Origin of the sequence: Mannheimia massilioguelmaensis (assembly GCF_000940515.1) — a bacterium.
In the GTDB taxonomy this organism is placed as follows: domain Bacteria; phylum Pseudomonadota; class Gammaproteobacteria; order Enterobacterales; family Pasteurellaceae; genus Basfia; species Basfia bettyae.
Window position 1 is genome coordinate 1 of record NZ_CDQL01000007.1, and the last position, 14787, is coordinate 14787.

Annotated in this window: 13 protein-coding genes and 2 rRNA genes; 12 read left to right on the forward strand and 3 right to left on the reverse strand. The window is 37.3% G+C overall.

All coding sequences use genetic code 11. From position 1 onward, the window contains the following. The first annotated feature begins 140 nt into the window (after positions 1–140). From BN1226_RS06610 to BN1226_RS06620, 3 genes are all read left to right on the forward strand, one after another. A 23S ribosomal RNA gene (locus BN1226_RS06610) occupies positions 141–3040 on the forward strand. Positions 3041–3158: 118 nt separating this feature from the next. Beyond that, positions 3159–3274, forward strand: a 5S ribosomal RNA gene (gene rrf, locus BN1226_RS06615). A 454-nt stretch (positions 3275–3728) separates the two neighbouring features. Continuing rightward, positions 3729–5576 carry an ATP-binding protein gene (locus BN1226_RS06620; RefSeq protein ID WP_044470524.1) on the forward strand — a complete coding sequence of 616 codons (1848 nt, stop codon included), beginning with the start codon at positions 3729–3731 and terminating at the stop codon, positions 5574–5576. Positions 5577–5616: 40 nt separating this feature from the next. Here the strand turns inward: BN1226_RS06620 and suhB are convergent, their stop codons facing one another. Next, positions 5617–6423: an inositol-1-monophosphatase gene (gene suhB, locus BN1226_RS06625; RefSeq protein WP_044470525.1), complete on the reverse strand. Its 807-nt coding sequence runs from the start codon at positions 6421–6423 to the stop codon at positions 5617–5619. A 185-nt stretch (positions 6424–6608) separates the two neighbouring features. On the opposite strand from suhB, the gene trmJ reads away from it, so the two are divergent. The 9 genes from trmJ (at position 6609) to iscX (ending at position 12978) form a co-directional block, all read left to right on the forward strand. Then, positions 6609–7352, forward strand: a complete 744-nt coding sequence (trmJ, locus tag BN1226_RS06630; RefSeq protein WP_044470526.1) for a tRNA (cytosine(32)/uridine(32)-2'-O)-methyltransferase TrmJ — start codon at positions 6609–6611, stop codon at positions 7350–7352. 63 nt (positions 7353–7415) lie between these two features. Continuing rightward, positions 7416–7877 (forward strand): Fe-S cluster assembly transcriptional regulator IscR, encoded by a 462-nt coding sequence (gene iscR, locus BN1226_RS06635; RefSeq protein ID WP_005761550.1) that lies wholly within the window; start codon positions 7416–7418, stop codon positions 7875–7877. Positions 7878–7928: 51 nt separating this feature from the next. Beyond that, the gene (locus BN1226_RS06640; protein ID WP_044470527.1) at positions 7929–9143 is read left to right on the forward strand and encodes an IscS subfamily cysteine desulfurase; all 1215 of its coding nucleotides are present in this window, start codon (positions 7929–7931) and stop codon (positions 9141–9143) included. A gap of 27 nt (positions 9144–9170) precedes the next feature. Continuing rightward, entirely contained in the window at positions 9171–9554 is a 384-nt protein-coding gene (iscU, locus tag BN1226_RS06645; protein WP_005761421.1) for a Fe-S cluster assembly scaffold IscU, read from the forward strand. Between the two features lie 119 nt (positions 9555–9673). Further along, complete coding sequence (gene iscA, locus BN1226_RS06650; RefSeq protein WP_420835356.1) at positions 9674–9985, forward strand: iron-sulfur cluster assembly protein IscA; 312 nt, start codon at positions 9674–9676, stop codon at positions 9983–9985. Between the two features lie 19 nt (positions 9986–10004). Further along, positions 10005–10526 carry a Fe-S protein assembly co-chaperone HscB gene (gene hscB / locus BN1226_RS06655; RefSeq protein WP_044470529.1) on the forward strand — a complete coding sequence of 174 codons (522 nt, stop codon included), beginning with the start codon at positions 10005–10007 and terminating at the stop codon, positions 10524–10526. A gap of 39 nt (positions 10527–10565) precedes the next feature. Next, the gene (gene hscA, locus BN1226_RS06660) at positions 10566–12416 is read left to right on the forward strand and encodes a Fe-S protein assembly chaperone HscA (RefSeq protein ID WP_044470530.1); all 1851 of its coding nucleotides are present in this window, start codon (positions 10566–10568) and stop codon (positions 12414–12416) included. 24 nt (positions 12417–12440) lie between these two features. Continuing rightward, positions 12441–12782 (forward strand): ISC system 2Fe-2S type ferredoxin, encoded by a 342-nt coding sequence (gene fdx, locus BN1226_RS06665; protein WP_005761546.1) that lies wholly within the window; start codon positions 12441–12443, stop codon positions 12780–12782. A 1-nt stretch (position 12783) separates the two neighbouring features. Further along, positions 12784–12978, forward strand: coding sequence for a Fe-S cluster assembly protein IscX (gene iscX / locus BN1226_RS06670; RefSeq protein ID WP_044470531.1), 195 nt, complete (start codon positions 12784–12786; stop codon positions 12976–12978). Between the two features lie 66 nt (positions 12979–13044). On the opposite strand, the gene manA is transcribed toward iscX, so the two are convergent. After that, entirely contained in the window at positions 13045–14250 is a 1206-nt protein-coding gene (gene manA, locus BN1226_RS06675; RefSeq protein ID WP_044470532.1) for a mannose-6-phosphate isomerase, class I, read from the reverse strand. Further along, positions 14250–14732, reverse strand: a complete 483-nt coding sequence (locus BN1226_RS06680) for a DUF986 family protein (RefSeq protein ID WP_044470533.1) — start codon at positions 14730–14732, stop codon at positions 14250–14252. The genes manA and BN1226_RS06680 overlap by 1 nt, the downstream gene beginning before the upstream one ends. Positions 14733–14787 lie beyond the last annotated feature (55 nt).

Sequence of the window (14787 nt, forward strand, 5' to 3'; positions counted from 1 at the left end):
CAAATCGAAAGAGCGTACTACTATGAAAAAGTCTGAGTAAAAAAACGCGATTAACTGAGAAAAGGCAGTTAATTGTTGAGTTGTTTAACGAAGCGTACAACAAAAGGAAAGCTTTGCAAAAAGAATACTTGAGGTTGTATGGTTAAGTGACGAAGCGCACAAGGTGGATGCCTTGGCAATCAGAGGCGAAGAAGGACGTGCAAATCTGCGAAAAGCTTGGATGAGTTGATAAGAAGCGAATAATCCAAGATATCCGAATGGGGAAACCCAGTAGATGAAGAATCTACTATTTATTACTGAATCCATAGGTAATAAAGGCAAACCGGGAGAACTGAAACATCTAAGTACCCCGAGGAAAAGAAATCAACCGAGATTCTGTGAGTAGCGGCGAGCGAAAGCGGAGGAGCCAGTTAGTAATAGTTATTATGTTAGGAGAATGTGCTGGGAAGCAGAATCGTAGAGGGTGATAATCCCGTATCCGAAGGCAGAATAATGGTACTAAGCTAACGAGAAGTAGGGCGGGACACGAGAAATCCTGTTTGAAGAAGGGGGGACCATCCTCCAAGGCTAAATACTCCTGATTGACCGATAGTGAACCAGTACTGTGAAGGAAAGGCGAAAAGAACCCCGGTGAGGGGAGTGAAATAGAACCTGAAACCTTGTGCGTACAAGCAGTGGGAGCGGAATAATTCTGTGACTGCGTACCTTTTGTATAATGGGTCAGCGACTTATATTATGTAGCGAGGTTAACTGAATAAGGGAGCCGAAGGGAAACCGAGTCTTAACTGGGCGAAGAGTTGCATGATATAGACCCGAAACCCGGTGATCTAGCCATGGGCAGGTTGAAGGTTGGGTAACACTAACTGGAGGACCGAACCGACTAATGTTGAAAAATTAGCGGATGACCTGTGGCTGGGGGTGAAAGGCCAATCAAACCGGGAGATAGCTGGTTCTCCCCGAAATCTATTTAGGTAGAGCCTTGAGCGGACACCTTCGGGGGTAGAGCACTGTTTCGGCTAGGGGTCCATCCCGGATTACCAACCCGATGCAAACTACGAATACCGAAGAGTGATACTCAGGAGACACACGGCGGGTGCTAACGTTCGTCGTGGAGAGGGAAACAACCCAGACCGCCAGCTAAGGTCCCAAAGTTTATGTTAAGTGGGAAACGAAGTGGGAAGGCTTAGACAGCTAGGATGTTGGCTTAGAAGCAGCCATCATTTAAAGAAAGCGTAATAGCTCACTAGTCGAGTCGGCCTGCGCGGAAGATGTAACGGGGCTCAAACATAGCACCGAAGCTGCGGCATCAGTCGTAAGACTGTTGGGTAGGGGAGCGTTGTGTAAGCGGAAGAAGGTGAGTTGAGAGGCTTGCTGGACGTATCACAAGTGCGAATGCTGACATAAGTAACGATAAAACGAGTGAAAAACTCGTTCGCCGGAAGACCAAGGGTTCCTGTCCAACGTTAATCGGGGCAGGGTGAGTCGGCCCCTAAGGCGAGGCTGAAGAGCGTAGTCGATGGGAAACGGGTTAATATTCCCGTACTTGGTGTAATTGCGATGTGGGGACGGAGAAGGTTAGGTTATCAGGGTGTTGGAAATCCCTGTTTAAGTTAGTAGGTGGGTGAATTAGGCAAATCCGGTTCACTATAAACACTGAGAGATGATGACGAGGCACCACGGTGCTGAAGTAACTGATACCACGCTTCCAGGAAAAGCCACTAAGCTGTAGGTTACACTAAACCGTACTATAAACCGACACAGGTGGTCAGGTAGAGAATACTCAGGCGCTTGAGAGAACTCGGGTGAAGGAACTAGGCAAAATAGCACCGTAACTTCGGGAGAAGGTGCGCCGGCGTAGATTGTAATCCCTCGCGGATGAAGGTTGAACCGGTCGAAGATACCAGCTGGCTGCAACTGTTTATTAAAAACACAGCACTCTGCAAACACGAAAGTGGACGTATAGGGTGTGATGCCTGCCCGGTGCTGGAAGGTTAATTGATGGAGTTATCGCAAGAGAAGCTCCTGATCGAAGCCCCAGTAAACGGCGGCCGTAACTATAACGGTCCTAAGGTAGCGAAATTCCTTGTCGGGTAAGTTCCGACCTGCACGAATGGCATAATGATGGCCAGGCTGTCTCCACCCGAGACTCAGTGAAATTGAAATCGCCGTGAAGATGCGGTGTACCCGCGGCTAGACGGAAAGACCCCGTGAACCTTTACTATAGCTTGACACTGAACATTGAATTTTGATGTGTAGGATAGGTGGGAGACTTAGAAGCGGTCACGCCAGTGATTGTGGAGTCGACCTTGAAATACCACCCTTTAACGTTTGATGTTCTAACGAAGTATTCGGAACGAGTACTCGGACAGTGTCTGGTGGGTAGTTTGACTGGGGCGGTCTCCTCCCAAAGAGTAACGGAGGAGCACGAAGGTTTGCTAATCACGGTCGGACATCGTGAGGTTAGTGCAATGGTATAAGCAAGCTTAACTGCGAGACAGACAAGTCGAGCAGGTGCGAAAGCAGGTCATAGTGATCCGGTGGTTCTGAATGGAAGGGCCATCGCTCAACGGATAAAAGGTACTCCGGGGATAACAGGCTGATACCGCCCAAGAGTTCATATCGACGGCGGTGTTTGGCACCTCGATGTCGGCTCATCACATCCTGGGGCTGAAGTAGGTCCCAAGGGTATGGCTGTTCGCCATTTAAAGTGGTACGCGAGCTGGGTTTAAAACGTCGTGAGACAGTTTGGTCCCTATCTGCCGTGGGCGTTGGAGAATTGAAAGGGGCTGCTCCTAGTACGAGAGGACCGGAGTGGACGCATCACTGGTGTTCCAGTTGTCTCGCCAGAGGCATTGCTGGGTAGCTAAATGCGGGAGAGATAAGTGCTGAAAGCATCTAAGCACGAAACTTGCCTTAAGATGAGTTCTCCCTAGTATAAACTAGTAAGGGTTGTTGAAGACGACGACGTAGATAGGTCTGATGTGTAAGTGGTGTGAGCCATTGAGCTAACAGATACTAATTGCCCGAGAGGCTTAGCCATACAACGCTCAAGTGTTTTTTTTATGAAGTGGAAGGCTTGTTTTTTATTTAGATGAAGGATGATTAGTGTAGACGAAGTGTAGACTAATAAGGAATAGAGATAAGAATAGAAGGATAATCTTGGCGGCGAAAGTGCGGTGGTCCCACCTGACCCCATGCCGAACTCAGAAGTGAAACGCCGAAACGCCGATGGTAGTGTGGGGGATCCCCATGTGAGAGTAGGTCACCGCCAGGTCATAATTAGGCAAATAGCCGAAGGAAACCGTTAATCGAGGGATTAACGGTTTTTTTGTTTTTTGGGCTGGTGAGCACAAATCAAGGTTGAAGCGAAAAGTAAGGAAAGAACAGTAAAACCAAGAAAAGTAAGAAAGCAAAAAAGAAAGTAAGTAACCATAAAACCAAGTGAGTAAAAAAGAAAATAAGAAATAAAAAAATAGTAAAATTAAGAGAATAAAAGCAATAAAAATAAGGAAGTAAAATAACAACTAAAAAATAAAAGCCATAACTCCAAAATAAAAAAGAAGATAAAAAGAGAGCCAAGCTAGCGCAACAAAGTTGCAAGATGATAGAGGCTTATAAAATAGGTAAAGTGCGGTATATTTTATGAATTTTTATATTAATTTATTTAGTAAAGCAAACAACACTAGAATTTACTGATACAATAAGTAAAAATTCAGGGAGATATATTTATGAAAAATATGAAATTTTTTGCCCAGCAGTATGTGGATTGGGTTATAAAATTAGGTCGTTTGAAGTTTTCATTACTTGGGTTTATTCTGATCGCTAGCCTTGCATTGTGCACACATATTCTTCTAAGCCTTATTTTTACAGGGAAAATTCATTGGGAGAGTTTACTTTACTCCGTAGTATTTGGGGTTATCTCAGCTCCTTTCGTTATTTATTTCTTTGCATTATTAGTTGAACGTTTAGAATTATCTCGTCAAAATTTAACTAATCTGGTTGCTGAATTACAGCAAGAAATCAAGGTTCGGATTAGAGCTGAGCGTCGATTAGAACAAGCTAGCCGAGATAAAACGACTTTGATGGCAACGATTAGTCATGAATTAAGAACGCCTTTGAATGGTATTGTTGGACTAAGTCGAATTCTTTTAGATACTCATCTTAATGATGAGCAACGTAATTATTTAAAGACAATTAATATAAGTGCGGTTTCTTTAGGGCATATTTTTAATGATATTATTGATCTTCAAAAAATAGATGGAAGCAAGATTGAATTATATAAAAGAGAAACGGATTTTCCTGCTTTAATAACAGATATTTATAACTTAGGTAAGCTAATGGCTGAACAGAAGAATCTTTGTTTTGACATTCAGGTTGATGAAAACTTGCCTCATTGGATTATGCTGGATTATACTCGTTTAAGCCAAGTTTTATGGAATTTAATGAGCAATGCAGTCAAATTTACAGAAAAAGGGGCAATTAGTTTACAAATAAAGCGACTTTCTTATGATAAATATTCTTTTGCAGTTAAAGATACAGGTCAAGGTATTCCTCAATCAGAATTAGCAAAAATTTTCGCAATGTATTATCAAGTTGGAAGTAAAACTAATAAGCATAAGGCAGCAGGCAGTGGTATTGGCTTAGCTATTTCCAAAAATATTGCTAGGTTGATGGGCGGAGATTTAACTGTTGAAAGTGAAGAAGGCAAGGGCTCAACTTTTACTCTTATTATTAAAGCTGATGAAGTCAATCAGCCACTTAATAATGAAGTTGAAGAGCTTGGTCTTAATTTACATATTTTGTTAGTTGAAGATATCGAATTAAATATTATTGTTGCAAAATCTGTATTAGAGAAATTAGGTCACTATGTCGATATTGCGATGACAGGGCAAGAAGCATTAGAGAAATTCGAAAAGGGAAATTATGATCTTGTATTCTTGGACATTCAATTGCCTGATATGACTGGTTTTGATATTGCGAAAGTATTGAGAAATAAATATGAAGATGGTGTCTATGATTATCTTCCTCCGTTGATCGCCTTAACTGCGAATGTTATGCAAAGTAAAGTAGATTATCAAAAACAAGGTATGGATGATGTATTACGTAAACCTTTGTCTCTAGAATCTTTGAATAAATGTTTAATCGAATATTTTGGCGATGAGATTGGTGTATCTATGAAATCTCTCAATAATGCTGAAATTGAATCATCTTTAGATATTGAAGAATTTGATTATGCTATGCTAAAAGATCTGATTGATATGCTTGGTGTTGAATTCGTGCAAAAAAACCTTGAACTATTTAAGCAGACCATGCCTTCGTACATGGTAGACTTACATAATTCATATCAAAAATATTTAGTAGATTCAGCATATCAGAAAGAGGTTGCTTCTAATTCTCATAAAATTAAAGGGGCTGCGTCTTCTATTGGTTTAAAACATATCCAACAAGTTGCTGAAAAAGGGCAACATGATGATAATACGGAATGGGAAAGTAATATTAAATTTTGGATTAATGAAATAGAAGAAACTTGGTTATCTGATGTTGAAAAATTAACTGAATGGTTAGCTAATCAATAAATAAAAGGATGCAATAATGCATCCTCTTATTCAAAAAAATTTAGTTGTTTTGGAATTCTTTTGGTAAGTGCGGTTGGATTTTATTAAGAATATCTTTTAATACTCTTGTCGGTGCAGCGACAATGTGGCCTGAAGTCAAGTAATTATGACCACCAGTAAAATCACTAATTAAACCACCAGCTTCTCGAACAACTAGATCGCCAGCTGCACAATCCCAAGGTTTTAAACCAATTTCAAAGAATCCATCAATACGTCCAGAGGCTACATAGCACAAATCTAATGCAGCTGATCCTGTACGACGGAAATCAGCACAAGTTTCAATTAAATCAGACATAATATTCATCTGAACTGGCATATGACGAACTTGTTTAAATGGAAAACCAGTTGCTAATATAGCGCCTTTTAATTCACGCTTTGCATCTACTCTTAGGCGAATATCGTTTAATTTCGCACCTTCACCGCGGACGGCAGTGAATAATTCATTACGAATAGGATCATAAACTACACCAACTTCAGTGCGACCTTTAACACGAATAGCAATAGAAACAGAAAAATGAGGAAAACCTTTTACAAAGTTTGTTGTGCCATCTAGCGGATCAATTATCCATTGTATATCTGTATTTTTACCTTCTAAAGCACCACTTTCTTCTGTGATAATGGTGTGGTCTGGGTAAGAGTTTCTAATTACCTCAATGATTGCTTGTTCAGAAGCTTTATCAATATTAGTAACATAATCATTCGTACTTTTTAATGATGCTTGAATATCATCATGGCGTTCGTAACTTTTAGCAATTAAATTGCCGGCTTTTCGTGCTGCACGAATAGCAATATTTAACATTGGATTCATAATTATTTCCACTAGATTTTAAAGAACAGAATACTCATTCATTAAGATAATGAGCTTTTTCGCTGTGCATTATAGGGTAATTTACAGAAATTAGCTAGTAATAAAAAATATTTATAAATAGTCCGACTAAATAACCTGGTTATTATGTTATAATAACCACAATTTTTAGTTTATATGTAAATTATATGTTAAATAATATTCGAATTGTTTTAGTTGAAACTTCTCATAGTGGAAATATTGGTTCAGCTGCTCGAGCAATGAAAACTATGGGGTTACAACACTTATATCTAGTTTCACCTAAGCAATCTATTGATGAACAAGCGATAGCTTTATCTGCTGGTGCAGAGGATGTAGTGCAAAATGCGGTTGTTGTTAATAATTTTGAAGAGGCTATTGCCGATTGTTCTTTAGTTATTGGTACTAGTGCAAGATTACGACATTTACAAAATACTTTAGTTGAGCCAAGACAATGTGCTGATATTGCTATACGAGAGGCTCTTTCTGGACAAGTAGCAATTGTGTTTGGACGTGAGAAATTTGGTCTAACCAATGATGAATTATTGAAATGTCGCTATCATTTAACAATTCCTGCTAACCCAGAATATTCATCTCTGAATTTAGCCATGGCTGTGCAGCTAGTCAGTTATGAATTAAGAATGGCATATTTAAATCATCAAAAGTTACCTGTTTCTACAATAGAAAATCTCAATCAAACAGTTAGTGAAAAAGTCACAGCAAAAGAATTAGAATATTTCTATGACCATACTCAGCGAGTTTATAAATCGTTAGGCTTCATTCAGAATCAAGGCATAATGCAGAAGTTGCGTCATTTATATAATCGAGTTGATATCGAAAGAAATGAATTAAATATTTTACGTGGGATGTTGAGTGCGGTAGAAAAACAACTTAATTGTTATCAAGATAAATAGTTGACTAATTTAGTTGGTTATGTAAACATTCACCATAATTTTATTATTTGAAAGGAAAGGAATATGAAATTAACTTCAAAAGGTCGTTATGCCGTTACTGCAATTTTGGATATTGCTTTAAACGCTAATTCTGGTCCTGTAACTTTATCTGATATTTCGGAACGTCAAAATATTTCACTTTCTTATTTAGAGCAACTATTTGCAAAATTACGTCGTTATGGATTGGTAAAAAGCGTGCGAGGGCCTGGTGGTGGCTATAAATTAGGTCGCCCCACAGATAAGATTTCTATTGGCATGATTATCGCCGCAGTCAATGAGAATATTTCAGTGACTAAATGTTTAGGACAAGGAAATTGTAAAGATGGGCAAGTATGTTTAACCCATCACCTTTGGGAAGAATTAAGTAATCGTATTGAAGATTTCTTGAATGAGATTACGTTAGAAGAATTAGTCAGTAAACAAACCCCAAGAATGCTTTCAGAATCTCATACTGATTTTGAAAATTTATTGGTTGTTAATAATTAAAAATTTTATGAAATCATCCTTTTGATGATTATTACATAAACGGAGTGAATAATGAAATTACCAATTTATTTGGATTATGCAGCAACTTGTCCCATTGATGAACGTGTTGCTGAAAAAATGATGCAATATTTAACAAAAGATGGCATTTTTGGTAATCCTGCTTCTCGTTCCCATAAATTTGGATGGCAAGCAGAGGAAGCTGTTGATGTAGCACGTAACCATATTGCTGATTTAATTGGTGCGGATAGCCGTGAAATTGTCTTTACTTCTGGCGCAACAGAGTCGGATAACTTAGCCATTAAAGGTGCTGCTCATTTTTATCAAACGAAAGGTAAGCATATTATCACCTGTAAAACAGAGCATAAAGCGGTATTAGATACTTGTCGTCAATTAGAGCGTGAGGGTTTTGAGGTGACTTATTTAGCGCCTCAAACTGATGGTTTAGTAAATTTAGACGAATTAAAAGCTGCCATGCGTGATGATACTATTTTAGTTTCGATTATGCATGTTAATAATGAAATAGGTGTCATTCAAGATATTAAAGCAATTGGCGAACTTTGTCGTGAACGTAAAATTATTTTCCATGTAGATGCAACACAAAGTGTTGGTAAATTACCTATTAATTTATCAGAATTGAATGTAGATTTACTTTCAATGTCAGGTCATAAACTGTATGGACCTAAAGGTATTGGTGCATTATATGTTCGCCGCAAACCGCGTGTTCGCCTTGAAGCAATTATTCATGGCGGTGGTCATGAACGTGGCATGCGTTCAGGCACATTACCTGTTCACCAAATTGTTGGTATGGGGGAAGCTTATCGCATCTGTAAAGAAGAAATGGCAGAGGAAATGGCGCGTTTAACTAAGTTACGTGATCGTTTATATAATGGCTTAAAAGATATTGATGAGACTTACGTCAATGGTTCAATGGAGCATCGTGTAGGTTCAAATTTAAATATTAGTTTTAATTTTGTTGAAGGTGAGTCATTAATGATGGCTTTACGTGATATTGCAGTCTCATCAGGTTCAGCTTGTACTTCTGCAAGTTTAGAGCCGTCTTATGTATTACGTGCGTTAGGTTTAAATGATGAATTAGCACATAGTTCGATTCGTTTCACCATGGGACGTTATACTACAGAAGAAGAAATTGATTATACGATTGAGTTAGTGAAAAAAGCAGTGACTAAATTACGTGATTTATCACCTCTGTGGGATATGCATAAAGAAGGCATTGATATGTCTAAAATTGAATGGTCTGCACATTAATTAAACGTTTAAAAAAGGAAAGCTAAAATGGCATATAGTGAAAAAGTTATTGATCATTATGAAAACCCTCGTAATGTTGGTTCATTTGATAAAAAGTCTACAGATATTGGTACTGGAATGGTGGGGGCTCCTGCTTGTGGTGATGTGATGCAACTTCAAATTAAAGTAAATGATGAAGGTATTATTGAAGATGCTAAATTCAAAACTTATGGTTGTGGCTCAGCCATTGCTTCAAGTTCATTAATTACTGAATGGGTAAAAGGTAAATCTTTAGAGGAAGCGGGTGCAATTAAAAATAGTCAAATTGCTGAAGAATTAGAATTACCTCCAGTAAAAGTTCACTGCTCAATTTTAGCTGAAGATGCCATTAAAGCGGCAATTGCTGATTATAAAGCAAAGAAAGGTCAATAATTAAAGGAAGACATAGGCATTACTTGAGTTTATAATTTATTAGCTTGGAGGCTGATAATATGACAGCAGAACAATTTAATGTAGAAGAAAATCATTTTTCCTCATCAACTTCAGTTAGTATGACCGAAAATGCAGCTAAACATGTGAAAAAATGTTTAGAGAGTCGTGGTAAAGGTATTGGTTTACGCTTAGGTATCAAAACATCAGGCTGTTCTGGCTTAGTTTATGTACTTGAATTTGTTGATGAATTAAATGCTGATGATAATGTATTTGAGCAATATGGCGTAAAAGTGATCATTGATACCAAAAGCCTTGTTTATTTGAATGGCACACAGTTGGATTTTGTTAAAGAAGGTTTAAATGAAGGTTTTAAATTTTCAAATCCAAATGTGAAAGACCAATGCGGTTGTGGTGAAAGCTTCAACGTATAATAATTAATTCGGATATATTATGCTAAATCCATTTGAGCTTTTTGATTTGCCTATCGACTTTAATGTGGATCAAACAGTGTTATCAACTCGCTATTTAGCGTTGCAAAAAACATTACATCCAGATAATTTTGCTCATGCAAGTGCACAAGAACAGCGTATTGCTATGCAAAAGTCAGCAGAAGTGAATGATGCGTTACAGATTTTGAAAGATCCTATTGCTCGGGCAGATAGTATTATTGCTTTAAATATAGGCGAACAACAAAATTTAGAAGAAAACAGTACTCATGATGTGGCATTTTTAATGCAACAATTAGAATGGCGTGAACAGCTTGAATCTATTGAAAATGCTCAAGATCTCGATGGATTAATGGTATTTTCAACTCAAATTGAAAGTGAGCATAAAAATAAAATTTATGAATTATCTACCGCACTTTCAAATAAAGATTGGGAACATGCTCAAATCTTAAATGATCGTTTGCGTTTTATTAAAAAGCTAATGGTCGACATTGAGCATATTGAAGAAAAACTAACTGAGTTTTAATTAGACATATTATAATAATTTACTTTCTAGAGAATAAGCATGGCATTACTTCAAATTGCTGAACCTGGCTTAATGGCTGCTCCCCATCAACATAAATTAGCCCTTGGAATCGACTTGGGGACAACTAATTCTTTAGTGGCGGCAGTTCGGAGTGGGCATAATGATATTTTGTTAGATGAACAAAATCGTCCACTTGTCCCATCAATTGTTCATTTTGGTGAAAATAATCAAGTTACTGTGGGATATGAGGCTGCAAAGTTAGCTAGTATTGATCCACAAAATACAGTTATTTCCGTAAAACGTTTAATTGGTCGTAGTTTGGCTGATGTGCAAAATCGTTATCCAAATTTACCTTATCAATTTGCTCAAACCGAAAATGGATTGCCTCTGATAACTACTCGTCAAGGCGCATTTACTCCTATTGAAGTTTCTAGTGAAATTTTGAAAAAACTTACCGCATTTGCTGAACAACGATTAGGTGGGCAGTTAAATGGTGCGGTAATTACCGTTCCAGCTTATTTTGATGATGCTCAGCGTCAAAGCACCAAAGATGCGGCTAAATTAGCAGGATTAAATGTTTTACGTTTACTTAATGAACCTACTGCCGCTGCCATTGCTTATGGTTTGGATAGTGGTCAGGAAGGTATTATTGCAGTTTACGATCTTGGTGGTGGTACTTTTGATATTTCAATTTTACGTTTATCAAAAGGTGTATTTGAAGTTTTAGCAACAGGCGGTGATACAGCATTAGGTGGTGATGATTTTGACCATTTATTAGCAGAATGGATTGTTGAACAATCTTCAATTTCTCCACAAGATGATAAACAAAAACGTTTACTCATTGAATTGGCTACCTCTATTAAAATAGCATTAACTGACAATGAATCAGTGAAGATTGAATACCAAGATTGGAGAGGAATAATTACTCGTGAGCAATTTAATGGTTTAATTAGTCCACTAGTGAAACGTTCCATTATGGCTTGTCGTCGAGCCTTGAAAGATTCTCATGTATCAGTAGATGAAGTGAGAGAAGTGGTTATGGTCGGTGGTTCAACACGAGTACCCTTTATTCGTGAACAAGTTGGAGAATTCTTCAAACGCCAGCCATTAACTTCTATTGATCCTGACAAAGTTGTAGCCTTAGGTGCAGCTATCCAGGCTGATATTTTAGTGGGTAATAAACCTGATTCTGACATGTTATTACTTGATGTTATTCCATTGTCTCTAGGCATTGAAATTATGGGGGGAATGGTAGAAAAAATTATTCCTCGTAATACAACCATCCCTGTAGCTAGAGCACAGGAATTTACGACTTTTAAAGATGGACAAACAGCGATGTCTGTTCATGTTGTGCAAGGTGAACGTGAAATGGTGGCGGATTGCCGTTCATTAGCTCGTTTTACTTTGCGTGGTATTCCTGCGATGGCGGCGGGAGCTGCTCAAGTAAGAGTGACCTATCAAGTGGATGCAGATGGTTTATTGAACGTAACTGCCATGGAAAAATCAACGGGAGTTCAATCCTCTATTCAAGTTAAGCCATCTTATGGATTAACTGACGATGAAATTACTCAAATGCTCAAGGCCTCTATGGAAAATGCTAAGCAAGATATTGATATCCGTTTATTAGCCGAGCAGCGAGTTGAAGCTCAACGTGTTATTGAATCCGTGCTTTCAGCGTTATCTCATGATCAAGAGCTATTGAATGATGAAGAGCTCACTAAAATTAAGCAAGCGTTAATGGATCTTGATAATTTACAACAACAAAATGATACTCTAGCGATTAAACAGGGGATTAAAGCACTTGATATCGCAACTCAAGAATTTGCTGCCCGTCGAATGGATAAATCTATTCGTTCTGCGCTTACGGGTCATTCTGTTGAAGATCTTTAATTGGAAAGTAGTAGGATATTATAAATGCCAAAAGTAATTTTTCTTCCACATGAAACGATTTGTCCAGAGGGTATGGTCGTTGATGCTGCAGCTGGGGATAACTTATTAGAAGTTGCTTTAGAGGCGGGTATTGAAATTGAACATGCTTGTGATGGTTCCTGTGCTTGTACTACATGTCACTGTATTATTCGTGAAGGTGGAGACAGCTTGAATGAAAGCACAGATCAAGAAGATGATATGTTGGATAAAGCTTGGGGATTAGAAGTAGATAGTCGCTTAAGTTGTCAATGTAAAATTGGTAATGAAGATTTAGTTGTAGAAATTCCTAAATATAGTCTAAATCATGCAAGAGAAGAGAATCATTAAAATGAAATGGGGAGATGCACAACAAATTGCTGAGAATCTGTATGATCTTTATCCTGATATAGATCCCCAAACTGTACGTTTTACAGATTTACATCAATGGATTTGTCAGCTTGATGATTTTGATGATAATCCAGAAGCTTCAAATGAAAAAATCCTTGAAAATATTTTATTGAAATGGATTGATGAATATGAATAAAAAATCCGCTGATAATCAATATCGGCGGATTTTTTATTAAGTGCGGTTTGTTTTTTAATATTTTTATTATGGTAATTTAGCTAATACACAATAACCTGTTTTTATCCCTTTAATCTTGTATTCTGTATCTGCACAAATAAATGCTGATTCACCTTGATTAAGTAAAAGTGCGGTTTGTTTTTCTGAAATTTCTAGAGAGCCTTGCATAACCAATAAAATCATCGCATTTTCTGCTTTACTTTCTACCGTAGTATTGACTTCATAACGTACATTTTCTAATGCAAAGTCTTTTGCTGCTGTTTTATAAGTGAATGAACCATTTTGTTGGGGAGCAACTGATATAATCTTAGGTTCTATCTCACCACAATCAATGACCTCTAATAATGCGGGAATATCGACATGTTTTGGGGTTAATCCACCACGAATAACGTTATCAGAACAAGCCATTAATTCAATATTTTGACCACGTAAATAAGCATGTGGAATACCCGCATCTTGATAAATACCTTCTCCTGTTTTCAGGTGGACAATATTAAATAAATAGAAACAAATTAGGCCAGGATCAAGTTTATCTTCAGAAATTTCCATCGCTTCCATGGTATATAGTAACCAATAATCGGGATTTTCTAATGTTAATTGATGGTTTTGATAAGCCTGTTTATTTGCTGTTATTATTGGCAATAACCATGTGGCTAATTGTGATTGAGTAGCTTGCATGATGTCCGCATAAAAATGATGCAGATCTTGATGTTCTAATTTAGCTAAAAGTGCGGTTAAACTTGGACGATTTCTTAGCGTTTCAGCTATTTGGGCTTTCTGTTTAAAACCATGTAATAACCAGAAGTCAGATAAAGCAATCATCATTTCAGGTTTATGATTATTGTCTTTATAAGTCCGTTTAGGATCTTTTAACTCAACCCCTTTTTCATTCTCAGCTATAAAACCTTGTTCGGCTTGTTTTTTGGTTGGATGTAATTGAATTGAAAGTGGTTTATTAACATCTAAAATTTTGAGTAAATAGGCGAGTTCGTCGCCAAAAATAGCACGGCTTTGCTTGCCTAAAACTTCGGGATATTGCTTAATAAAATCAATTAGCGATTGTTGCTTTCCTTTAACATCAATTTGTGATGGTGAAGAACTATGTGCACCTAACCACCATTCAGCATAATATTGATTTGGGACCTTAGAGATGTTTAATAGGTTAGGAATGTAATCTTTCCCGCCCCAAACGTAATTTTGTAAGCTACCAGTAAGTTTATAAATGCCTGTCATTAGTTTGTTTCCTTTATACTTTCTTTATAGCCACCAAAAAATGTAACTAATTTTTCTGTATCTTGTGGATTTGCTAGTGTGATTAATAATCGCTTAGTATTGGTTAAATCAATCACAAAAATATTGCCTTCAGCTAAATTAACTTGAGCGATTTTATCATATTCAATAAACATATTACTGTAGAAAAAGCCTTTTTCTTTTAGTATAAGCATAGGAAAACGAATGAATGCAGTATATATGGCTAAAACAATCGCCGTTGTTAATAGGAAAATAGTAAATGGATCAATATTAATCACATTGTTAGATTGATATCCAAATAAACAACCAATGAGTACAATAAATATGATTGCATCAGCTTTGGCTTGTTTTTTGAGTGCTAATTTAAGTTTAGTTTTCCCTTTACGTTTATCAAGTCCAAATTGTTCATAAAAGGAATAAGCAAAGAAGAGTAGGACACAAATTAAAAGAATAGCATTTGTCATAAGATTACAAGTCTAGATAATTAAAAGGCACGCCCTTTAATGGACGTGCCTATTA